Origin of the sequence: Roseococcus sp. YIM B11640, assembly GCF_049727625.1 — a bacterium.
Classification (GTDB): Bacteria; Pseudomonadota; Alphaproteobacteria; order Acetobacterales; family Acetobacteraceae; genus Roseococcus.
Map to the genome: position 1 here is coordinate 403,230 of NZ_JBBJOZ010000001.1, position 18,868 is coordinate 422,097.

25 protein-coding genes and 1 tRNA gene are annotated in these 18,868 nt (G+C 69.6%); 10 read left to right on the plus strand and 16 right to left on the minus strand.

Features of this window, described 5'->3' with window-relative positions; genetic code table 11:
• Positions 1-6: 6 nt before the first annotated feature.
• From WJM96_RS02040 to WJM96_RS02050, 3 genes are all read right to left on the minus strand, one after another.
• Positions 7-249 (minus strand): hypothetical protein, encoded by a 243-nt coding sequence (locus WJM96_RS02040; protein ID WP_424810755.1) that lies wholly within the window; start codon positions 247-249, stop codon positions 7-9.
• Between the two features lie 14 nt (positions 250-263).
• Positions 264-830, minus strand: coding sequence for a DUF2585 domain-containing protein (locus WJM96_RS02045; RefSeq protein ID WP_424810756.1), 567 nt, complete (start codon positions 828-830; stop codon positions 264-266).
• 142 nt (positions 831-972) lie between these two features.
• Entirely contained in the window at positions 973-2,514 is a 1,542-nt protein-coding gene (locus WJM96_RS02050) for an acetolactate synthase large subunit (protein ID WP_424810757.1), read from the minus strand.
• 91 nt (positions 2,515-2,605) lie between these two features.
• Here WJM96_RS02050 and WJM96_RS02055 point away from each other — a divergent pair, with 91 nt between their 5' ends.
• Positions 2,606-3,064: a hypothetical protein gene (locus WJM96_RS02055; protein WP_424810758.1), complete on the plus strand. Its 459-nt coding sequence runs from the start codon at positions 2,606-2,608 to the stop codon at positions 3,062-3,064.
• The gene (gene mobA, locus WJM96_RS02060; RefSeq protein ID WP_424810759.1) at positions 3,061-3,645 is read left to right on the plus strand and encodes a molybdenum cofactor guanylyltransferase MobA; all 585 of its coding nucleotides are present in this window, start codon (positions 3,061-3,063) and stop codon (positions 3,643-3,645) included. The genes WJM96_RS02055 and mobA overlap by 4 nt, the downstream gene beginning before the upstream one ends.
• On the opposite strand, the gene ccmI is transcribed toward mobA, so the two are convergent.
• The 7 genes from ccmI to WJM96_RS02095 are packed head-to-tail and all read right to left on the minus strand — an operon-like array spanning position 3,638 to position 8,839.
• Positions 3,638-4,432, minus strand: a complete 795-nt coding sequence (ccmI, locus tag WJM96_RS02065; protein ID WP_424810760.1) for a c-type cytochrome biogenesis protein CcmI — start codon at positions 4,430-4,432, stop codon at positions 3,638-3,640. The two genes, mobA and ccmI, sit on opposite strands and share 8 nt — an antisense overlap.
• Positions 4,429-4,899: a cytochrome c-type biogenesis protein gene (locus tag WJM96_RS02070; RefSeq protein ID WP_424811808.1), complete on the minus strand. Its 471-nt coding sequence runs from the start codon at positions 4,897-4,899 to the stop codon at positions 4,429-4,431. Before WJM96_RS02070 ends, ccmI begins: the two co-directional genes overlap by 4 nt.
• The gene (locus tag WJM96_RS02075; RefSeq protein WP_424810761.1) at positions 4,899-5,468 is read right to left on the minus strand and encodes a DsbE family thiol:disulfide interchange protein; all 570 of its coding nucleotides are present in this window, start codon (positions 5,466-5,468) and stop codon (positions 4,899-4,901) included. The genes WJM96_RS02070 and WJM96_RS02075 overlap by 1 nt, the downstream gene beginning before the upstream one ends.
• Complete coding sequence (locus WJM96_RS02080) at positions 5,465-7,432, minus strand: heme lyase CcmF/NrfE family subunit (protein ID WP_424810762.1); 1,968 nt, start codon at positions 7,430-7,432, stop codon at positions 5,465-5,467. Before WJM96_RS02080 ends, WJM96_RS02075 begins: the two co-directional genes overlap by 4 nt.
• Positions 7,429-7,923: a cytochrome c maturation protein CcmE gene (ccmE, locus tag WJM96_RS02085; protein ID WP_424810763.1), complete on the minus strand. Its 495-nt coding sequence runs from the start codon at positions 7,921-7,923 to the stop codon at positions 7,429-7,431. The genes WJM96_RS02080 and ccmE overlap by 4 nt, the downstream gene beginning before the upstream one ends.
• On the minus strand, positions 7,920-8,051 hold the full coding sequence (gene ccmD / locus WJM96_RS02090) for a heme exporter protein CcmD (protein ID WP_424810764.1): 132 nt from the start codon (positions 8,049-8,051) through the stop codon (positions 7,920-7,922). Before ccmD ends, ccmE begins: the two co-directional genes overlap by 4 nt.
• Entirely contained in the window at positions 8,048-8,839 is a 792-nt protein-coding gene (locus tag WJM96_RS02095) for a heme ABC transporter permease (RefSeq protein ID WP_424810765.1), read from the minus strand. Before WJM96_RS02095 ends, ccmD begins: the two co-directional genes overlap by 4 nt.
• A gap of 110 nt (positions 8,840-8,949) precedes the next feature.
• On the opposite strand from WJM96_RS02095, the gene WJM96_RS02100 reads away from it, so the two are divergent.
• The 4 genes from WJM96_RS02100 to WJM96_RS02115 all read left to right on the plus strand — a co-directional run bounded on the left by WJM96_RS02100 (position 8,950) and on the right by WJM96_RS02115 (position 11,484).
• Positions 8,950-9,378, plus strand: a complete 429-nt coding sequence (locus tag WJM96_RS02100) for an EVE domain-containing protein (protein ID WP_424810766.1) — start codon at positions 8,950-8,952, stop codon at positions 9,376-9,378.
• Positions 9,378-9,731 carry a Rieske (2Fe-2S) protein gene (locus WJM96_RS02105; RefSeq protein ID WP_424810767.1) on the plus strand — a complete coding sequence of 118 codons (354 nt, stop codon included), beginning with the start codon at positions 9,378-9,380 and terminating at the stop codon, positions 9,729-9,731. Before WJM96_RS02100 ends, WJM96_RS02105 begins: the two co-directional genes overlap by 1 nt.
• 138 nt (positions 9,732-9,869) lie before the next feature.
• Positions 9,870-10,838 carry a Bug family tripartite tricarboxylate transporter substrate binding protein gene (locus tag WJM96_RS02110; RefSeq protein ID WP_424810768.1) on the plus strand — a complete coding sequence of 323 codons (969 nt, stop codon included), beginning with the start codon at positions 9,870-9,872 and terminating at the stop codon, positions 10,836-10,838.
• Positions 10,839-10,848: 10 nt separating this feature from the next.
• On the plus strand, positions 10,849-11,484 hold the full coding sequence (locus tag WJM96_RS02115; RefSeq protein WP_424810769.1) for a glutathione S-transferase N-terminal domain-containing protein: 636 nt from the start codon (positions 10,849-10,851) through the stop codon (positions 11,482-11,484).
• Here WJM96_RS02115 and WJM96_RS02120 read toward each other — a convergent pair.
• Positions 11,481-11,813, minus strand: coding sequence for a hypothetical protein (locus tag WJM96_RS02120; protein ID WP_424810770.1), 333 nt, complete (start codon positions 11,811-11,813; stop codon positions 11,481-11,483). The two genes, WJM96_RS02115 and WJM96_RS02120, sit on opposite strands and share 4 nt — an antisense overlap.
• A gap of 224 nt (positions 11,814-12,037) precedes the next feature.
• Between WJM96_RS02120 and WJM96_RS02125 the strand changes: the two genes are divergently transcribed.
• A complete protein-coding gene (locus WJM96_RS02125; RefSeq protein ID WP_424810771.1) occupies positions 12,038-12,967 on the plus strand; it encodes a Hint domain-containing protein in 930 nt (309 codons plus the stop codon).
• A 108-nt stretch (positions 12,968-13,075) separates the two neighbouring features.
• On the opposite strand, the gene WJM96_RS02130 is transcribed toward WJM96_RS02125, so the two are convergent.
• Positions 13,076-13,150, minus strand: a tRNA-Gly gene (locus WJM96_RS02130).
• Positions 13,151-13,195: 45 nt separating this feature from the next.
• On the minus strand, positions 13,196-14,083 hold the full coding sequence (locus WJM96_RS02135; protein WP_424810772.1) for an alpha/beta fold hydrolase: 888 nt from the start codon (positions 14,081-14,083) through the stop codon (positions 13,196-13,198).
• Between the two features lie 110 nt (positions 14,084-14,193).
• Between WJM96_RS02135 and WJM96_RS02140 the strand changes: the two genes are divergently transcribed.
• Together WJM96_RS02140 and WJM96_RS02145 are read left to right on the plus strand one after the other, a co-directional pair.
• Entirely contained in the window at positions 14,194-14,631 is a 438-nt protein-coding gene (locus WJM96_RS02140; RefSeq protein WP_424810773.1) for a carboxymuconolactone decarboxylase family protein, read from the plus strand.
• A gap of 5 nt (positions 14,632-14,636) precedes the next feature.
• Positions 14,637-15,530: an NAD(P)-dependent oxidoreductase gene (locus tag WJM96_RS02145; RefSeq protein ID WP_424810774.1), complete on the plus strand. Its 894-nt coding sequence runs from the start codon at positions 14,637-14,639 to the stop codon at positions 15,528-15,530.
• 146 nt (positions 15,531-15,676) lie between these two features.
• Here the strand turns inward: WJM96_RS02145 and WJM96_RS02150 are convergent, their stop codons facing one another.
• Complete coding sequence (locus tag WJM96_RS02150) at positions 15,677-16,978, minus strand: DUF6765 family protein (RefSeq protein ID WP_424810775.1); 1,302 nt, start codon at positions 16,976-16,978, stop codon at positions 15,677-15,679.
• Positions 16,979-17,002: 24 nt separating this feature from the next.
• Entirely contained in the window at positions 17,003-17,533 is a 531-nt protein-coding gene (locus tag WJM96_RS02155) for a TetR/AcrR family transcriptional regulator (protein WP_424810776.1), read from the minus strand.
• A 55-nt stretch (positions 17,534-17,588) separates the two neighbouring features.
• Here WJM96_RS02155 and WJM96_RS02160 point away from each other — a divergent pair, with 55 nt between their 5' ends.
• Complete coding sequence (locus WJM96_RS02160; protein WP_424810777.1) at positions 17,589-17,942, plus strand: hypothetical protein; 354 nt, start codon at positions 17,589-17,591, stop codon at positions 17,940-17,942.
• A 30-nt stretch (positions 17,943-17,972) separates the two neighbouring features.
• Here WJM96_RS02160 and WJM96_RS02165 read toward each other — a convergent pair whose 3' ends face one another.
• Positions 17,973-18,815 (minus strand): ion transporter, encoded by an 843-nt coding sequence (locus WJM96_RS02165; RefSeq protein ID WP_424810778.1) that lies wholly within the window; start codon positions 18,813-18,815, stop codon positions 17,973-17,975.
• Between the last annotated feature and the right edge of the window lie 53 nt (positions 18,816-18,868).

Consider the following 18,868-nt stretch of genomic DNA (forward strand, 5'->3'; position numbering starts at 1 on the left):
CGGCCGCTACGGCCGGCGGCGGGAAGCCCAGATGATGGCGGCGACGGAGAGCAGGACGCTGGAGACCATGACCCCCACGGTCACCAGGCCGGCGGGCGTGCAGCGCGCGGTCGCGCGCATGGAGGCGAATTTGCCGAACTCTGCATCGAAGGTCGCGCGCATCTCCTCGGGATGCGTCAGCGCGGAGAGCGGCGTGCCGGCATCGGCCTCCGGTTCCGGCTCGGTCGTTTTCGACGGTGTCCTTGCCATCCTGATCCTCCTCCTCAGCCCCCGGCCTGCCAGGCCTTCACGCTCTCCAGCGGCCAGAGCAGCATGAGCACATTGAGGGTGAGGTTGTCGCGGATCATCCAGCCGACGCCGATTTCCAGCACCACCACCAGCGCCACGGTGACCCAGACGGGCAGGCGCGAGGCGAGCCAGAAGCCTACCCACATGGCCAGGATATCGGCGACGGAGTTGATGACGCTGTCGCCGTAGTAGTCCAGCGCGATGGTCGCCTCGCGATAGCGGTTGATCACCATGTTGGTGTTCTCGGTGATCTCCCACGCCGCTTCGACGATGGTCGCGAGGGCCAGCCGGGGCAGCAGCCCGGCAGTCGGGAACAGCAGGTGCAGCACGCCGTAGAAGAGAATGCCGTGGATGACGTGCGACGGCGTGTACCAGTCGGTGAGGTGCTGCGAATTCTCGGAGCTCACGACCACGCCGTGCCAGAGCTTCACATAGCCGCAGGTGCAGATGGGCACGCGACCCATCCAGAGCAGGATGGCCGCCGTGAGGGCGACCATCCCGATCAGGATCGCGACCCAGGCGCCGCGCGAAAGCGTCTTCATGGGCTCAGGAACCGGCGGCAGGTGCGCCGCACCTGCCGAGCGCCCGGATGGGCGCCGGCGCGAATGCGGTGAAGCCAAGCAAACCGCAGGTTTGCACCCGGCGCCTGAGGGTGCGCTCGATCGGCAAGATCGAGCGCCGCCGTCAAATCATGAACTCGATCAGGAAGGGCGCGTCCTGCGCGAGGCTCTGCGACACGAGGTCCGCCAGCTCCTCGAGCGTGTGGGCCTTGGCGGCCTCCACGCCCATGCCGTTCGCCATCTTCACCCAGTCGATGTCCGGGTTGCCGAGGTCGAGCATCTGCATCGCGGTCGGGCCAGGGTTGGCGCCGACATTGTGATACTCGCCGATCAGGATCTGGTACTTGCGGTTCGACAGCACGATGGTCGTGACCGGCAGCTTCTCGCGCGCCTGGGTCCAGAGCGCCTGCACCGTGTACATGCCCGAGCCGTCGGCCTGCAGCGAGATCACGCGCCGGCCCTCGCCGCCGACGGCCGCGCCGACCGCGACGGGGAAGCCATAGCCGATGGCGCCGCCGCGGTTCTGCAGCCAATCATGCTTCGGCGCGCAATGCGTCAGCGGCGAGAGGCCGCGGCCGTAGGTGACGGACTCGTCCACGATGATCGCGTTCTCCGGCATCAGCGCCGCGATGACCTTCGCCAGGCCCTCGGGCGAGGGCGCGCCGCGCGGCAGCTCGGGCTTCGGGCCGTTGTCCGGCATCGCGACCTTGGGCGCGCCCAGCTCCTCGGCCAGCGCGGTCAGCGCCGTCACCGCGTCCTGCTCCTGCCGCGTCAGCACCGTGATCTCGGCCTTCGGCGGATAGTGCAGCGAGGGGTAGTTCGGATAGCCGAAGAAGCCGACCGGCGCCTTGGAACCGACGAGGATGATCTGCTCGTAGTTCTTCAGCCGCTCGATGGCCGCATCCGGCGGATAGGGCACGCGGTCGAGCTGCATGCGGCCCTGGCCGCGCGCGATCTTCGCATTGGAGGTCTCGGCCAGGATATGCGCGCCGGTATGCGCCACGATCCGCTGCGCCGCGATCTGCCCCGCCTCGGTGAGCGCCGTGGGGCCGCCGAGCAGGATCAGGATGTTCTTCTTCTCGCGCAGCACCTTCGCGGCGTTGCGGATGGCATGCGCCTCGGCCTGCGGGGTGGCAGGCACGGGCAGGGCCTCGGCGACCACGCCGCCATCGTCCCAGCAGGTGTCGGACGGGCAGACCAGCGTGGCCACCTGGCCCGGCGAGGTCTTGGCCGCCTGCACGGCGACGGCGACATCCTGGCCGATCTCGCTGGCCTTGGAGCTGGTCCGCACCCAGGCGGAGACCCCGCGCGCGAAGCCCTCGGTATCGGCCGTCAGCGGCGCGTCGAGCGGCCGATGGTAGGTCGCCTGGTCGCCCACGCAATTCACGATGCCCGAATGGGCGCGGCGCGCGTCGTGCAGCGCCGCGAGGCCGTTGGCCAGGCCCGGGCCGCAATGCAGCAGCGTGACCGCTGGCTTGCCCTTGATCCGGTAGTAGCCATCGGCAGCGCCGGTGACGACATTCTCCTGCAGGCCGAGGACGCAGCGCATGCCGGGCACGCGGTCGAGCGCGGCCACGAAGTGCATTTCGCTGGTGCCGGGATTGGCGAAGCAGACATCGACGCCGCTCTTCAGCAGACTATGGACCAGACTTTCGGCACCGTTCACGCGCTACACTCCACTTTCGTGATTGTCCTATGGACGCGGCGCGCAGCCTGGGCCGAAGATGCCATCGCGACAAGACGGGGAGAGACGATCGATGGCGCATTCCTTGCCGCGGAAGATCATTCTCTACGGCTTTGTTGCCGGTGTGCTCGCCATGGCGGCTTTTCACCAGGGCACGCTGCACATCATGCACCACAACGGCGCGAAAATTCCCGCTCTGGTGGAGTTCTTCGGCCAATTCCCGCGCGCATATGTATTCGCTCCCGGACCTTTCGGCCTGCCCCAACTCGCCTTCCTGCTCATCCTGGGCGGGCTCTGGGGCATCGTGATCGCGGCGCTGCTGCGCGCGACGGAGTTCCCGGACCTGCCCTTCGGCTTCCTCTTCGGCGCCATCGTCGTGACGGCGGTGGACCTGCTGCTCCTGCCCGTGCTGATGGGCCGCGCGCCGGTGACGAGCCCCAGCACCCAGTTCCTCGCGCGCGCCGTCCTGCTGAACGGGGCCTTCGGCTTCGGCGCGGTCTTCTTCATGCGACCCTTCGCCGTGCGCGGGTGAGCCGCGCGGACACCTTCGGCGTCATTCTCGCGGGCGGGCTTTCGCGCCGGATGGGTGGCGGCGACAAGCCGCTGAGCATGCTGGGCGGGCGCCCGATGCTGGCCCATGTCATCGAGCGACTGGCGCCGCAATGCGCGGGGCTCGCGATCAACGCCAATGGGGACCCAGCACGCTTCGAGGGCTTCGGCCTGCCGGTCTGGCCGGATAGCGTCGGCGGCCGGCCCGGGCCGCTGGCGGGCATCCTGGCCGCGATGGAATCCTCGCCGCTTCCCTGGATCGTGACCGTGACCGGCGATGCGCCCTTCCTGCCGCCGGACCTCGTGGCGCGGCTGCACGCGGCGCGCGCCCGGCTGGCCTTCGCATCCTCGGCCGGGCGGGGGCACCCGCCCATCGGTCTCTGGCCGCGCGCGCTGGCGCCGGCGCTGCGCGAGGCCGTGCTGGGCGGCGAGCGGCGCGTGGGCGAATGGGCCCTGGCCCAAGGCGCGGCGTCAGTGGAATGGGACGCCGGGCCGCGCGACCCCTTCTTCAACGCCAACACGCCGGAGGAGCTGGCGGAGGCCGCGCGGCTCCTGCTCAGTTAGGCAGGGCGGAGACGGCTTCCTGCACCACGCGCCGCCAGGGCGCATCGGCCGGCGCATCCGCGAGCAGCGATTGCCACACGCTCCGCGCCTCGGCACGGCGATCGGCGCGGGCCAGGGCAAGGCCCTGGAGGAAGCGCAGGCGCGGATCGCCTGGTGACGCCTCCAGGCCCCGCGCGGTCCAGCCGAGCGCGCTCTCGGCTTCACCGCGCTGGATCTGGAGCTCCACCAGATCGCCCAGCAGGGGCAGGTCCATCCGGCCGGAGAGCGCGCGCTCCCAGGCGGCGGCGGCTTCCGCGAGGTTGCCGCGCCCGCGCTCGGCATTGCCGAGCAGCTTGAAGCCCTGGCGCCCGCTTTCCGTCGCGGGATCGGCATGGGCGAGGCGGGCGCGGAGCTGCCGCAGCAACGCGTCCTCCGCGGCCTCGGCGGAGCGGCGCTCGCTCAGCGTGGCCGAGGGCATGCCGGGATAGCCGCGGTCCAGGTAGACGAAGACCGCCACCACCGGCACCGCGATGCAGGCCAGCAGCAGCGCGAACGAGGAGCGCGGGGCCGCCGCCGGCGCGTCGGCGGGGGCAGCGAGGAGGCGGCGCTGGACCTCCAGCACGGCCGCCGCATGCGCGGCCTGGTCCAGCCGTCCTTCCGCGAGCTGCGTGTCGAGCTCGGCGAGCTGCGCGCGGTAGAGCGTGAGGTCCGCTTCGGCGCGGCCGCGCGCGCGCGCCGGCCGCAGCAGCGCATAGGCGAGCGGAGAGAGGATCACGGCGGCCAGCACCGCCAGGGCCAGCCAGGTCACGGGCGAGGCTCACCCTGCAGGCTGGCGAGGCGCGCCCGTTCCTCGTCGGTGAGGGCGGCGACGGCGGCGGGCGTGCGCCGCCGCACCCGCCAGATCGCGAAGAGCCCGATCAGCACCGCCAGCGCGGGCGTGGCCCAGAGCAGCAGGGTGGCGCCGCGCACGGGCGGGCGCAGCAGCACGAAATCGCCATAGCGGTCGTGGACGAAGCGCATCACCTCGGCGTCCGAGGCGCCACGCGCGACCTGCTCGCGCACGATGCGGCGCAGGTCCCGTGCCAGCTCGGCCTCGCTGTCCTCGATGGACTGGTTCTGGCAGACGAGGCAGCGCAGCTCCTTGCCGATCTCGCGCGCGCGGGCCTCGGCGGCGGGGTCGGCCAGGCGATAGGTCGTGTCGTCCTGCCGCTGCGCCCAGGCGGGCGAGAACCAGGCGGGAGCCGTTGCGAGCAGCAGCACCAGCAGCCAGCGCATCACGCGCCCCATTGGCGCAGCAGCGTGGCGATATCGCCGGAAAGAACCTCGGGCGTGATGGGGCCGGCCCAGCGCCAGCGGATCACGCCCTCGCGGTCCAGCACGTAGCTCTCGGGCACGCCGTAGACGCCCCAGTCGATCGCGACGCGCCCCGCCTCGTCCGTGCCGAGCCGCGTGAAGGGATTGCCATGCCGCGCGAGGAAGGCGCGCGCGTCGGCCGGCTTGTCCTTGTAGTTGATGCCGAGGATCGGCACGCCCTGGCGATGCAGCGCCATGAGCTGCGGATGCTCGATGATGCAGGGCACGCACCAGCTCGCCCAGAAGTTCACGATGACGGGCCGCCCGAAGCCGCGCAGGTCGCTGGCCGCGAGCGGCGGCAGGTTGCCGCCCTCCAGCGCGGGTGCCGCGAAGTCCGGCGCATGGCGCCCCACCAGGGCGGAAGGCACGCCGCGCGGATTGAAGCTGCCGTCGCCGAGGCCCTTCAGCATCGCCCAGAAACCGGCGCCGCCCAGGGCCGCGACGCCGAGCGGCGCGGCGAAGAGCAGCTTGCGCTTGGTGGTCGGGCTCATGCCGTCGCCTCGGCCTCGCGCCGGCGGCGCGCAGGGGCGGCGATGCGTATGCGGCGATCGCTCAACGACAGCGCGCCGCCCAGCGCCATGATCGCGGCGCCGAGCCAGATCCAGGGCGCGAGCGGATTGAAGTGCAGGCGCAGCACCGCCTGGCCGTCATGCTCCTCGCCCAGCACGGCGTAGAGGTCGCGCAGCAGATTGGTGTGGATGGCGGCCTCGGTCGTCGTGGTGCGCGCGAGCGGGAAGAAGCGGCGCGAGGGCTCCATGACCTGGCTGGGATGCCCGTCGCGCAGCAGCGTGATGGTGGCGCGGCGCGCGGTGAAGTTTGGCCCCGTCACGTCGCGCACGCCATCGAGGCGCCACTCGTATCCGGCGAACTGGGTGGAGGCGCCGGGACGCAGCGCGGCGAGATGCTCGCTGGCCAGCCCCATCCCGGCGACGCCGAGCAGCGTGACGCCCATGCCCGCATGCGCGATGGCCGCGCCCCAGGCCGACCGCGGCAGGTGGCGCGCGCGGTTCAGCACATTGCGGAAGCTGGCGCGGCCGAGACCCGCGCGATCCGCGATATCGGCCGCCGCGCCCGCGATCAGCCACATGGCGCAGGCGAAGCCCAGCGCGGGAAGCACCCGCCAGCCGGCCACGGCGAGCGCCAGGATGAAGGCGCCCAGCGAAAGGCAGGCCACCCACCACAGCCGCTGCAGCACGGGCCACAGCGCCGCGCGCTTCCAGGGCATCAGCGGGCCGATGGCCATGCCCAGGATCAGCGGCAGCGTCAGCGGCGCGATGGCCGTGTTGAAGAAAGGCGGGCCGACCGAGATCATCTGCCCCGTCAGGAGGTCGAGGAAGAGCGGGTAGAGCGTGCCCACCAGCACCACCGCGCAGATGGAGCAGAGCAGCAGGTTGTTCAGTACCAGCGAGCCTTCGCGCGACATGGGGGCGAAGATGCCGGCCGGCGCCAGCCCCGGCGCGCGCCAGGCGAAGAGCGCGAGGCTGCCCGCGATGTAGATGCCCAGCAGCACCAGGATGAACACGCCGCGCGCGGGATCGGAGGCGAAGGAGTGCACGCTGTTCAGGATGCCCGAGCGCACCAGGAAGGTGCCCATCAGCGAGAGCGCGAAGGCCAGCAGCGCCAGCAGCACCGTCCAGATCTTCAGCGCCTCTCGCTTCTCGACCACGATGGCGGAATGCAGCAGCGCCGTGCCCGCGAGCCAGGGCAGCAGCGAGGCGTTCTCCACCGGGTCCCAGAACCAGTAGCCGCCCCAGCCGAGCTCGTAATAGGCCCACCAGGAGCCGATCGCGATGCCGAGCGTCAGGAAGGACCAGGCCGCCAGCGACCAAGGGCGCACCCAGCGCCCCCAGGCCGCGTCCACGCGCCCCTCGATGAGCGCGGCGACCGCGAAGGCGAAGGTGACGGCATAGCCGACATAGCCCGCGTAGAGCAGCGGCGGATGGATCGCGAGGCCGATATCCTGCAGCAGCGGGTTCAGCCCATTGCCGTCCGGCGCCGGCGGCCAGACCCGCTGGAAAGGGTTCGACGTGAAGAGGATGAAGGCCAGGAAGCCGATCGAGATCGTCCCCAGCACCGCGATCACCCGCGCCTGGAGCGCAGAGGGCAGGCCCCGGCCGAAGACGGCGACCGAGGCGGAGCACAGCGCCAGCACCAGCGCCCAGAGCACCATCGAGCCCTCGTGATTCCCCCAGGTGCCCGAGAGCTTGTAGATCAGCGGCTTCAGCGAATGGCTGTTGGCGACGACGTTCGAGACCGTCGTGTCGTTCGTCGCATAGCTCCACATCAGCGCGGCGAAGGCGGCGAGCACCGCCAGCAGCCCGGCGACCGCAAGCGGCGCGGCCGAGCCCATCATCCGCGCATCGCCGCGTTGCGCGCCGACCAGCGGCAGCACGGACTGCGCGACGGCGAGCATGGCCGCCAGGATCAGCGCGAAATGACCGAGCTCAGGGATCACGAGCCGCTCCGTCGCTCCGGCGACATGGTGTTCCAGCCGGCGGCCGGCGGGGCCGCGCCCTGGGAAGGGTTCCAGTGGCCAGAGCGCTTCAGCGCCTCGGCCACCTCGGGCGGCATGTAGGTCTCGTCGTGGCGGGCCAGCACCTCGCGCGCGGCGAAGGTGCCGTCGGGCCGCATCACGCCCTGGGTGACGACGCCCTGGCCCTCGCGGAACAGGTCGGGCAGCACGCCGCTGAAGACGACCGGGATGGTGTGCGCGCCGTCGGTCACGCGGAAGCGCACGGTGGCGCCGCCGCGCTCGATGCTCCCGGCCTCGACCAGCCCGCCGAGGCGGAAGGCGCGGCCGGGGGGTGGCGCCTCCGCAACAATGTCGCTGGGCGAACGGAAGAAGACGAGGTTGTCCTGGAAGGCCGTCAGCGTCAGCGCCGTGGCCGAGCCGATGCCCAGCGCGCAGAGCAGCAGGATGTAGAGGCGGCGGCGCTTGCGGGTCATCGCGCGCGCTCCAGCTGCGCCAGGCGTCGCTTCGCCGCGCGGTTGCGCGCGATGATGGATAGGGCGAGGCCGGCGAAGACCAACGCCGTCAGGGCCCAGCTCACCGCCACGAAGGTCAGGTGCGTCATGCCGCCGGCTCCGCGCGCCGGGCGGCGGCCAGCTGCAACGCGCGCACGCGCCGCTCCATGACGGCCGCGCGGGTCGCGCCCAGCACCAGTGCGGCGAAGGCCAGCGTGAAGCCCAGCGCGCAGACCAGCAGCGGGTAGAGGATGTCCACATGCATGCCCGGCGCATTCAGCCGCGTGACGCTCGCGGGCTGGTGCAGCGTGTTCCACCACTCCACCGAGAACTTCACGATCGGCAGGTTCACGACGCCGATCAGCGCCAGGATCGCGCCCATGCGCGCGCCGCGCTCCGTATCGTCGAAGGCGCGGACCAGCGCGGCATGGCCGAGCCAGAGGAAGAAGAGCACGAGCACCGAGGTCAGCCGCGCGTCCCAGACCCACCAGGTGCCCCACATGGGCCGCCCCCAGAGGCTGCCGGTGATGAGGCACAGCGCCGTCACGGCCGCGCCGATGGGCGAGAGCTCGCGCGCCGTCAGGTCGGCCAGCGGGTGGCGCCAGATCAGCGACATGACCGAGAGCACGGCGAGGCCGGCATAGCCGCCCATCGCCAGCCAGGCCATCGGCACATGGACGAACATGATCCGCACCGTCTCGCCCTGCTGCCAGTCGGGCGGCGCGCGGAACAGGCCCCAGGCCACGCCCCAGGCCAGCACCAGCACCGCCGCGCCCGACAGCCACGGCAGCCAGCTCTCGGTGAGGCGCAGGAAGCGTCCCGGATTGGCGAAGCGGTGCAGCGATCCGCCCGCGGGCCGAGCCGGAGGCGCCGCGGGCGAAGGGGAGGCGGTGTCCACGGGGGCGGATATAAGCCTTGTCGCCCCGGCGATCAAAGCACCGCCGCGCGGGGCAGATTCCTCCCTTCGCCGAAACCGCCTAGGCTCGGCCGGCGCAGAGGATTCCCACCATGGCCAAGACGCCCATCCACCTCGTGAAGTCCGAGCCGGACGCCTTCTCCTGGCAGCAGCAGGTGGAGAACAAGGTCGAGCCCTGGACGGGGGTGCGGAACCACCAGGCCGCCGCCTTCCTCAAGGCCATGAAGAAGGGGGACCGCGCCTTCTTCTACCACTCGAACATCGGGAAAGAGGTGGTCGGCATCGTCGAGGTGGCGCGCGAGGCCTATCCCGACCCGACCGACGAGACCGGCCGCTGGGTCTGCGTGGACATGAAGGCCATCGAGCCCCTGAAGCACCCCGTCACGCTCGCCGCCATCAAGGCCGAGCCCCGGCTGGAGGGGATCGCGCTGGTGCGGCAGTCGCGCCTCTCGGTGATGCCCATCGCGCCGGAGCACGCGAAGGTCATCCTCGAAATGTCGAAGAAGGCGCCCGCCGCCTGATGCCGGAGGGTTGGCGTACCCTGTGCCGGGTCGGGGACCTGCCGGAGGGCGAGTCCCGTGGCTTCGATGCGCCGCCCGGCGGCTTCTCGGGCCTCTTCGCCATCCGCAAGGGCGAGGCCATCCACGTCTACGTGAACTCCTGCCCCCATGTCGGCGTGCCGCTGGAGCTGGTCCCGAACCGGTTCCTCGACCGCAAGGGCGAAATGATCGTCTGCGCCGCCCATGGCGCGCGCTTCCGCATCGCCGACGGCGAATGCGTCTCCGGCCCCTGCATCGGCGACCTGCTGGAAGCGGTGCCGGTGCGGATCGAGGCGGACGAGGTGCTCGTGCCCGAGGAGGCCGGCCTCACCTGATCGCGCGGGCGCGATGCGGAAGCCCGGCGCTGTCAAAGCCTAGGCATGCAAGCTTTTGTCCGATTGACCGGACGTTAGCCTTTCTGCATCACTGTGGTCCCGAGGACGACGCCAGTCCCGAACAACAGGGACGTTCAAATGACTGCCTTCACCCGCCGCGCCCTTCTCGGCGCGGGTGCCGCCGCCACGCTGGCCACGCCGGCCCTGGCCTATCCCGACCGCACTATCCGCATCATCTCGGGCTTCCCGCCGGGCGGCCTGAACGACATCGTCTCCCGCGGGATGGCGCAGGCGCTGACGCCCATCCTGGGCGTCACCGTCGTCGTCGAGAACCGGGCGGGCGCGGGGGGCGGCGTGGGTGCCACGGCCGCCGCGCGCTCGGCGCCCGATGGCCATACGCTGTGGATGGGCATCGTGGACACGCAGGCCATCAACATGACGGCCTACCGCAACCTGCAATACGACGCCGATCGCGACTTCGCGCCCATCACCTTCGTGGCCAACGTGCCCTTCGCCTATGTCGTCGGCCCGTCCAAGCCGCAGATCCGGGACTTCGGGGGGCTGATGGCCGCGGCCAAGGCTCAGCCCGGAGCCATCACCTTCGCGAGCTGGGGCGTCGCCTCCACCTCGCACCTCGCCATGGAGCGCGTGATCCGCGAGCAGCATGCCGAGATGCTGCACGTGCCCTTCACCGGCCAGGCGCCCGGCATGCAGGCCATCATGGCGAGCCAGGTGGACTGCATGTCCCTGCCGGCCGGCGGCGCCGAGACGATGACGCGCGACACCGGCACCCGTGCGGTCGCCGTAGCGGCGAAGCAGCGCATCGCCCTCTTCCCCAACACGCCGACCATCCTCGAGCTCGGCGGCACGCTGGACAGCGGGCTGTGGAAGGCGCTCTACGCGCCGGCGCGCACGCCGCGGCCCATCATCGACCGCCTCAACCAGGCGGCGCGGGAGGCCATGGCGACGCCGGGCGTCATCGAGGTGCTGCGCACGCAGGGCGCGGTGCCCGAACCCTCGACGCCCGAGGAGCTCGCCGCCATGCAGGCGCGGGAGCGTGCCTCCTGGGCCGAGGTGGTGCGCGCCACGGGCGCCTACATCCAGTAGGCCCGCCGCCATGTACCAGCTGATCAGCGCGACGCCCTCGCCCTATGCGCGCAAGGTGCGGATCGCGCTGATCGAGAAGGGCATCCCGTTCGAGTTGCGGACGGAGGTGCCGTGGCATGGCGACACGGCCACCCCGGCCTACAACCCGCTGCAGAAGCTGCCGGTGCTGGTGCTTCCCAGCGGCGCCGGCATCTACGAAAGCCGCTTCATCCTGGAATGGCTGGAGGTGAAACACCCCGAGCCGCCGCTGCTTCCGGATACCAAGGAAGATGTCCTGGCGGCGCGGCAGGTCGAGGTCATCGCGGACGGAATCTGCGACGCCGTGGTGCTGCTATTCTTCGAACGTCAGCGCGAGGCGCCGAGCGAGCCCTGGATCGCGCGGCAGCGCCGCAAGGTGGAGGGCGGCGTGCGCGCCCTGGCCGAGCGCGCGGAGGCGGCCGATGGCGGCTTCCTGGTGGCGGGGCGCTTCGGGCTGGCGGATATCGCCGCGGGCACCGCTCTGCGCTACCTCGCGGTGCGGTTCGCCGAATTCGATTGGGCGGCAGAGTACCCCGCCCTGGCGGCGATGAGCGCGCGGCTGGAGTCGCGGCCGTCCTTCGCGGCGACCACTCCGGTGCCGCAGGCGATCACGGAGAAAGTGGTCTAGCGCGCGACGCTGGAGGTGAGCGTGACCCGAGGCGTTACCGCCAGCATGCCGCCCTGACCGGAAGGCTCGGCCATCGCCAGCAGGGCCGCCAGCTCCAACCGGTCTTCCAGATGCCCGTCGCGATCCACATTGACTTCGGCCGCGGCGCCGTTCCGCAGGACACGTCCGTGCCAGTAGCCGCGGGCATCCGCCTCGAGCGCACCGACGCCGGTATAGCCATGTTGCTCGATCACGCTGCGCGCCTCGTCTTCCGTCAGCGCCTGTGCCCCGAGGAGTGGCGCCGTGACGAGAAGCGTGGCCAAGGCCATGGAGGAAAGGGCAATCCGCATGGTCACAACCTCCGTTGGGCGCGCGTCCGTTCGGCGCGAGAGGGGAACGGCAGAGAACTCGCGAGGGTTGCACCGAAGGCGCCGAATTCATGAAAAATTACGTTGCGCCCCAACGTTCCCATGAGGCAAAGTGACGTAAGAATATTTCATGCTGGAGAGACCAATCTTCAGCTTGGGTTTCCGGCTGGCTGAGATTGTTTTGTCAGTAGAGAGGAGAGATAGTTATGGCGACGTATACCTACGATTATCTTTTCAACACAGCTGGTGGAAACATCAACGCCGAAGATCAGATTGCCGGATTTACGGTAACCGGTCCCTATACCTTCGATATCCCTGATGGAGATACGTTGTCTCCTGGTACGTCGGTGAATGTTAATTTCATCGACCAAAATGGAGATCCCGCCACCACCTCCGTCACCTATCTCGGACAGAGCACCACGACTGGCGAGCCGTATTTCACCTTCAACGGCCAGGAAGGTTTTGTCAGTAATACGGAGTATCCCATTGGCGCAGGAACCGCGCCGCCATATGCGGCCCAGGATTTCGACGAGAGCCTCTACTGCTTCCTGGCGGGTACGCTGATCGCCACGCCGACCGGCTCCGTCAAGGTCGAGGACCTGGCGATCGGTGACATGGTGCTCACGGCCGATGGCGGCGTTGTCCCGGTGAAGTGGATGGGGCGCCAGACGATCGTTTCGCTCTTCGGCATCGATGAGACGCGCCACCCGGTCAGCATCGCCGCCGGCGCGCTCGGCCCGAACCTGCCTGCGCGCGAGCTGCGCGTCACGGCGGACCATGCCCTGGTGATCGACGGACTGCTGGTGAACGCCAGCGCCCTGGTCAACGGCAGCACCATCCGCCGCCTGACGCCGTCCGAGCTCGGGGAGCGTTTCACGGTCTACCACATCGAGCTCGATGCCCATGACGTGGTGCTCGCGGAAGGGATGCCCGCCGAAACCTTCGTGGACTTCGTCTCCCGCGGCCGCTTCGACAACTACGCCGAGTACAAGGCCCTGTTCGGCACGCCCGCCGAGAACATGGAGGCGCTCGAGTCGCCGCGCGTGAAGAGCGCGCGTCAGCTGCCGGCGGCGATCCGCGAGCGCGTTGCCGCCCGCGCCGCCGAGCTGCTGGCGCAGGACCGCGTCGCAGCCTGAGGACTCCAGGACGGGCGCGGTTCCCCCGCGCCCGATCGTCGACAGGACATCGCAACGGCGCCCGGCCTGGCCGCGGCGCCGTTGTCGCTTTCCGGGAGCGGGAAATGATGGAGCGGGCGATGGGAATCGAACCCACGACATTCAGCTTGGGAAGCTGACGTTCTACCTCTGAACTACGCCCGCATCGTCTACAGGCTTTAGCGCCCGGCGCCCCGCTTCTCAAGCCCCTCAGCGCGCCAGGAAGCCGTCCAGCGCGGCCAGCACCTCCTCCGGCGCCTCCTCGGCCAGGTAGTGGCCGCTGTTCACCGAATGGCCGCTCACCGGCCCGCTGGCATATTCGCCCCAGACCTTCAGCGGCTCGTACCACTTGCCGATCTTGCCCTTCTCCCCCCAGAGCGCGAGGAGCGGGCAGGCGATCCTCTGGCCCGCCGCGCGGCTGGCGCGGTCATGCTCCAGGTCGATGCTGGTGGCGGCGCGATAGTCCTCGCAGATGGCGCGGATGGTGCCGGGCTGGCGCAGCGCGTTGAGATAGTCGGCGCGCGCCTCAGGGTGGAAGAAGCTCTTGTCCTTGGGCTCGCGCGAGGTGTGGATGTCGAACCACAGCTCGACATCCTGCTCGATGATGCGCTCCGGCCCCGGATGCGGCTGCGCCAGCCAGAACCAGTGATAGTAGCCGAGCGCGAATTCCATGTTCGTGTGCTCGAAGTGATGCAGCGTCGGCACGATGTCCATGGTGCAAAGACGCTCCACCGCAGCGGGGTGATCCAGCGTCAGCCGGTGGGCGAGGCGCGCGCCGCGATCGTGGCTGACGAGCTGAAAGCGCGGGAAGCCGAGCTCGCGCATCAGCCCCACCACATCCTTCGCCATCTCGCGCTTCGAATAGGGCGCGTGGTCGGCCGTGGCGGGCGGCTTCTCGGAATAGCCGTAGCCGCGGATGTCGGCGGCCACGACCGTGAAACGCTTCGCGAGCGCGGGCGCGACCTTGTGCCACATCGCGTGCGTCTGTGGATTTCCGTGCAGAAGCAGCAGCGGCGGTCCTTCGCCGCCCTTGCGGAAGCGCACCGCATTCCCGCCGACCTGCCGTGTTTCCAGCGTGAAGCCCTCGAAGAACATCATCCGCTCCCGTCGATTTCAGCCGAAGCTAGCGCGTGTAGATGTCCATGCCCATTGACCCGGAAGATTCACTGCGCGAGCGTGCCGCCGTTGTAAACGACCAGGAGAGTATAATGCCTGCCGATGATGAAGCCCTGTTCAAGAAGGGCATGCCCATCCGACGCGAGGTGCTGGGCGCGGAATACGTCGATTCCAGCATGGCGAAGGCCGACGACTTCATGATGTCCTTCCAGCGCGCGACGACCGCCTGGGCGTGGGGCTGGGCCTGGGGCGACAAGACGCTGCCGCGCAAGACGCGCAGCTTGCTCAACCTCGCGATGCTCACCGCGCTCGGCAAGATTCCCGAGGTGAAGCTGCACGTGAAGGGCGCGCTGAACAACGGCATCACCGTGGAAGAGATCAAGGCCACGCTGCTGCACGCCACCGCTTATTGCGGCATTCCCGCGGGCCTCGACGCCTTCAAGGCGGCGCATGAGGTGCTGCTCGCCGAAGGCGCGATCCAGCCTAAGGCGGCCGCCGAGGAGAAGCCGAAGAAGAAGACGAAGAAGTAGCGGTGATGGCACGCGTGGCTTTTGCCGGCATCGGCAATATGGGCTGGCCCATGGCGGCCAATCTGGTGAAGGCCGGCTTCGATGTCGTGGTCACCGACATCTCCGCCGAGCGCACGGCGCAATTCGCGACCGAGGTGGGCGGCAGCGCCGCGGCCTCGCCCGCGCAGGCTGTCCGCACCGCCGACGCTTTCATCTGCATCCTGCCCACCAGCAAGGAAGTGGCGCAGGTCGCGGAGGCGGTGGCGGAGACGCTCGCTCCTGGCGCGCTCTTCATCGACATGACCTCAGGCAACCCGACCCGCACGCGCGAGATCGCGGACAAGCTCGCGGTGCGCGGGATCCGCATGGTGGACTGCCCCGTCTCGGGCGGCGTGCCGCGCGCGAAGTCGGGCGAGCTCGCGATCATGGCCGGTGGCGCCGATGCCGACCTCGACGCGGCCGAGCCCTTCCTCAAGGCCATGGGCACTTCCATCCACCGCTGCGGGCCGATCGGCGCGGGGCAGGCGATGAAGGCGCTCAACAACCTGGTCAGCGCGGGCGGTTTCCTTATCGGCATCGAGGCGCTGCTCATCGGCCAGAAGTTCGGACTGGAGCCCGGGCTGATGGTGGATGTGCTCAACTCCTCGACCGGCATGAACAACTCGACGCAGAAGAAGTTCCGCCAGTTCGTGCTGTCGCGCCGCTTCGATTCCGGCTTCGGGCTGGACCTGATGGTGAAGGATCTCTCCATCGCGCTGGAGGTCGGCAAGGAGACGGCGGTGCCGACGCCCTTCGCCGCCCTCTGCCGTGAGATGTGGGCGAGCGCCGCCACCATGCTCGGCCGCGGCGAGGACCATACGGCTGTCGCGAAGCTGAGCGAGATGCTGGCCGACCAAGTGCTGGCCGGCGGCAACAAGTAGCGAGGCCCGGACGGCCAGGAAGGCCGTCCGCCTTACTATCTTACTACCTTACTATCTTACCGGTGCGGGCGAACGGAAAACGGCGGACGCCATGCGCCCGCCGCTGGAAGACAGATCAGCAGAAACCCGCCGAAAAGTCCAGTTTTTCAGCCCTCGGCCCAGGCCCGCGCCAGCTCCAGCCCGCGCCGCACATGCCAGTAGGATGCGTAGTAGGGCGCGTCATGGCTGGAGAATTCCGAGAGCGGCAGGTCCTCGTATTTTTCGGGCGCGTATTCGTGCATCGCGGGCAGGCGCAGCTCATCGACGACGGCCTTGCGGATGAGCCCGATCTGCTGCTTCGGGTCCGGCTTGTCCGCGATGATGGGCGCGAGGATCCAGGCCGTTTGCTGCGCGTTCTTCACCGGCGAGAGCAGAGAGTAGCGCGTGGAGATGATCCCGTGCAGCCGCTCGATATACTCGAAGAACTCCGACTGCCGGTGCGGGCCCAGCGAGTCCGGATGCACCAGCCCGGCCTTGCGCGAAAGCTCGTCGCCCGCGATCTGGACGACCTTGGTCTCCGGCCCATGGCCCAGGAAGGGCGGGTACATGCAGCCCGTGTCGTGATTGCGATGGGCGAAGCTGTCGCCGAAGGAATGCAGCGACATGCCGAACTCATAGGCGCCATCGGCCAGGCTGGCCGCCAGGCTGATATCCGTTCGGCGCTTGGTCTCGATATTCCAGTTGGCGCCGGTCAGGCAGTGCAGGCCTTTCTGCACGTCCAGATTGACCTGCAGGTTCTTATAAGGTTTGCGCGCCGAGGGCGGCATGCGCCCGTAGCCGCCCATGCCGAAGGAACTCATGATGGAGTTGTTGAGGCCCGAGACGAAATCCTCGAACGCCCATTTGATGCCCGTGTCCTCGGTCACGAAGGCGGCGGCACGGCCGACGGCGGCGGCGGGAATGTCGAAGCCCGCCTTCACGGCGTCGAGCTCGGAGACCTCGTCGGGGAATTGCGCCCAGAAGGCGATCTGCATGGCCTCGCGATCCGGCAGGCGGCAGGCAAGCGCGGTGAAGTAGATGGTGTAGTAGTGCCCCGCCTCCTCCCAGCACATCGGCTCGCGCGCATCCACGGGCGCCGAGATCCGGCAGGGCAGGCCTCGGAGCGCGCGCGGCCCCAGGCGGCGCGCCTCCGCCTCGGCCCGGGCGGCATCCGGCGCGTCGCCAGGCAGGCGCGATTGCAGGATGTGCGCGACCTCGTGCGCCACGACCCCGGCCGTCGCGCCGGGGGCGAGGAGGATGGCGCCGTCGACCGCCACGCCGCGCGCACCCAGGGACTCCGTCACGCGCCGGGCCCCCGCGCAGCCATGCAGGCGGATACCGGACAGGTCGGCGCCGAAGGCCCGTTCCAGCTGGCCGCGTAGCGTATCCGGCAGCGGCCGGCCGCCGCGCCCGGGCAAGGGATGCTGCATGGTGATCCTCCTATCCATGCCGGTTCAACTTATGACGCGCTCCAGCAACGCGTCCACATTCTCCTCCTGGATGGCGCCGTCCAGCAGCAGGTGCGCGAGGCCATGCACCATGGCCCAGCGGCGCAGCGCCTCATCCCGGTCCCCGGCGACGGCGAGCAGGGCATCGAAGGCGTGGTGCGAGGTGTCCCGGAGTTCGGGATGCGCCTCGGCGCGGGCCAGGAGCGGGCCGAACATCAGGCGGAATCGCCCTGGCCGGGCGAGGGCGAAGCGCACATAGGCCCGGCCCTGGGCGTAGAGCGGATTGCCCTTCGTGCCCGCCGCGGCCTCGCCCAGCGCCTGGCCGAAGGCGCGGAAGCCGCGCACCGCCAGCGCCGCCAGCAGGGCGTCCTTGTCCGCGAAATGGCGATAGGCGGCAGTGGCCGAGACGCCGGCCATGCGCGCGGCCTCCCGCAGGCTCACGGCGCCATCGCCCCCCGCATCCAGGAGGGTCTCCCCCGCCTCGATCAGCGCGGCGCGCAAATCGCCGTGGTGATACGGCTTTTCTGATGTTGACATTGATTACATCCGAGGTATGTTAACGACGATCACATATCGAGGCGGGCTTGTCATCATGCTCATCCTGCACCTGTCCCTCTCCGTTCTCGCGCTCGTCTCCGTGCTGGCGGTGCTCACCCTGCCCAAGGGCAGGGGCTCGCATCGATGGCTGGGCCGGATCGCGGGGCTCGCGCTGGTGGGAACGGCGCTCGCCTCCTTCGGCGTGCGCTCGCACGGGCACTTCACTTACCTGCACCTGCTCTCGGTCGCGACGCTGCTGACGGTGCCCTATGCGGTCTGGATGGTGCGGCAGGGACATGTCGCTCGGCACCGGCGGATCATGCTGATCAACGCCGGCGGGCTCTTCGTGGCAGGTCTCGCCGCCACGATGGCGCCGGGGCGGTACCTGCACGGAATCTTCTTCGGCTAGCGCCTGACCGGGCCGCGCTGCGCCGGCCGCTCAGCGTTCCCGGCGCAGCGCGGCCACTTGCTCGCGCAGCAGCCGCATCTCCTGCACGAGGTGATGGATCTCCATCCGCTCCTCGCTCTTCGCCGCCTCCTCCGCGACGATGGCCACGCGGTCGCGCTCCTCGCGCAGCGTCTGGATGCTGTCCACGATGACGCCGATGAAAAGGTTCAGCACCACGAAGGTCGAGACGATGATGAAGGGCATGAAGTAGAGCAGCGCCATGGAGTGGCTCTCCATCGCCGGCTTCACGATATTGGCCCAGTCGTCGAGCGTCATGAGCTGGAACAGCGTAAAGAGGCTGGCGCCGAGCGTGCCGAACTGCTCCGGCATGTCGGGGCCGAAGAGCTTCGTGCCCATCACCGCGAAGACGTAGAAGATCAGCAGCATCAGCAGCACGATGCTGCCCATGCCCGGCAGCGCGCCCAGCATCGCCTCCACCACGTTCCGCAGCGAGGGCACGACGGAGATGAGGCGCAGCACCCGCAGCACGCGCGCGGCCCGCAGGACCTGGAGCGGCCCGCTGCCCGGAACCCAGGCGATGGACACCACCACCAGGTCGAAGAGGCCCCAGGCATCGCGGAAGAAGCGGCCGCGGAAGGCGAAGATGCGAAGCGCGATCTCGGCGGTGAAGAGCCAGAGCAGCACGTCGTCGATCGCCCTCAGCACCGTGCCCCAGCTCGCCACGATGGAGTCGCTGGTTTCCAGGCCGAGCGTCACGGCGTTCAGCAGGATCAGGCCGATGATGAAGTGCTGGAAGCGGGGGTCGAGCACGAAGCGCGCCACCCTTGCCCGCAGATCGCTGCCCTCGTCGGCGGCGGTCAGCACTTCCTGCATGTCCGATTCTCCATGTTTCGGACAGGCTGCATGGCCGGGCCCGCGCGGTCGAT

Bases quoted from the DNA above. Each gene is read 5' to 3' on its own strand.
- WJM96_RS02040 (WP_424810755.1), bottom strand. From the start codon at position 249: ATGGCAAGGACACCGTCGAAAACGACCGAGCCGGAACCGGAGGCCGAT.
- WJM96_RS02045 (WP_424810756.1), bottom strand. From the start codon at position 830: ATGAAGACGCTTTCGCGCGGCGCCTGGGTCGCGATCCTGATCGGGATG.
- WJM96_RS02055 (WP_424810758.1), top strand. From the start codon at position 2,606: ATGGCGCATTCCTTGCCGCGGAAGATCATTCTCTACGGCTTTGTTGCC.
- WJM96_RS02070 (WP_424811808.1), bottom strand. From the start codon at position 4,899: ATGCGCTGGCTGCTGGTGCTGCTGCTCGCAACGGCTCCCGCCTGGTTC.
- WJM96_RS02075 (WP_424810761.1), bottom strand. From the start codon at position 5,468: ATGAGCCCGACCACCAAGCGCAAGCTGCTCTTCGCCGCGCCGCTCGGC.
- ccmE (WP_424810763.1), bottom strand. From the start codon at position 7,923: ATGACCCGCAAGCGCCGCCGCCTCTACATCCTGCTGCTCTGCGCGCTG.
- ccmD (WP_424810764.1), bottom strand. From the start codon at position 8,051: ATGACGCACCTGACCTTCGTGGCGGTGAGCTGGGCCCTGACGGCGTTG.
- WJM96_RS02100 (WP_424810766.1), top strand. From the start codon at position 8,950: ATGGCCAAGACGCCCATCCACCTCGTGAAGTCCGAGCCGGACGCCTTC.
- WJM96_RS02105 (WP_424810767.1), top strand. From the start codon at position 9,378: ATGCCGGAGGGTTGGCGTACCCTGTGCCGGGTCGGGGACCTGCCGGAG.
- WJM96_RS02110 (WP_424810768.1), top strand. From the start codon at position 9,870: ATGACTGCCTTCACCCGCCGCGCCCTTCTCGGCGCGGGTGCCGCCGCC.
- WJM96_RS02115 (WP_424810769.1), top strand. From the start codon at position 10,849: ATGTACCAGCTGATCAGCGCGACGCCCTCGCCCTATGCGCGCAAGGTG.
- WJM96_RS02120 (WP_424810770.1), bottom strand. From the start codon at position 11,813: ATGCGGATTGCCCTTTCCTCCATGGCCTTGGCCACGCTTCTCGTCACG.
- WJM96_RS02125 (WP_424810771.1), top strand. From the start codon at position 12,038: ATGGCGACGTATACCTACGATTATCTTTTCAACACAGCTGGTGGAAAC.
- WJM96_RS02135 (WP_424810772.1), bottom strand. From the start codon at position 14,083: ATGATGTTCTTCGAGGGCTTCACGCTGGAAACACGGCAGGTCGGCGGG.
- WJM96_RS02140 (WP_424810773.1), top strand. From the start codon at position 14,194: ATGCCTGCCGATGATGAAGCCCTGTTCAAGAAGGGCATGCCCATCCGA.
- WJM96_RS02145 (WP_424810774.1), top strand. From the start codon at position 14,637: ATGGCACGCGTGGCTTTTGCCGGCATCGGCAATATGGGCTGGCCCATG.
- WJM96_RS02150 (WP_424810775.1), bottom strand. From the start codon at position 16,978: ATGCAGCATCCCTTGCCCGGGCGCGGCGGCCGGCCGCTGCCGGATACG.
- WJM96_RS02155 (WP_424810776.1), bottom strand. From the start codon at position 17,533: ATGTCAACATCAGAAAAGCCGTATCACCACGGCGATTTGCGCGCCGCG.
- WJM96_RS02160 (WP_424810777.1), top strand. From the start codon at position 17,589: ATGCTCATCCTGCACCTGTCCCTCTCCGTTCTCGCGCTCGTCTCCGTG.
- WJM96_RS02165 (WP_424810778.1), bottom strand. From the start codon at position 18,815: ATGCAGGAAGTGCTGACCGCCGCCGACGAGGGCAGCGATCTGCGGGCA.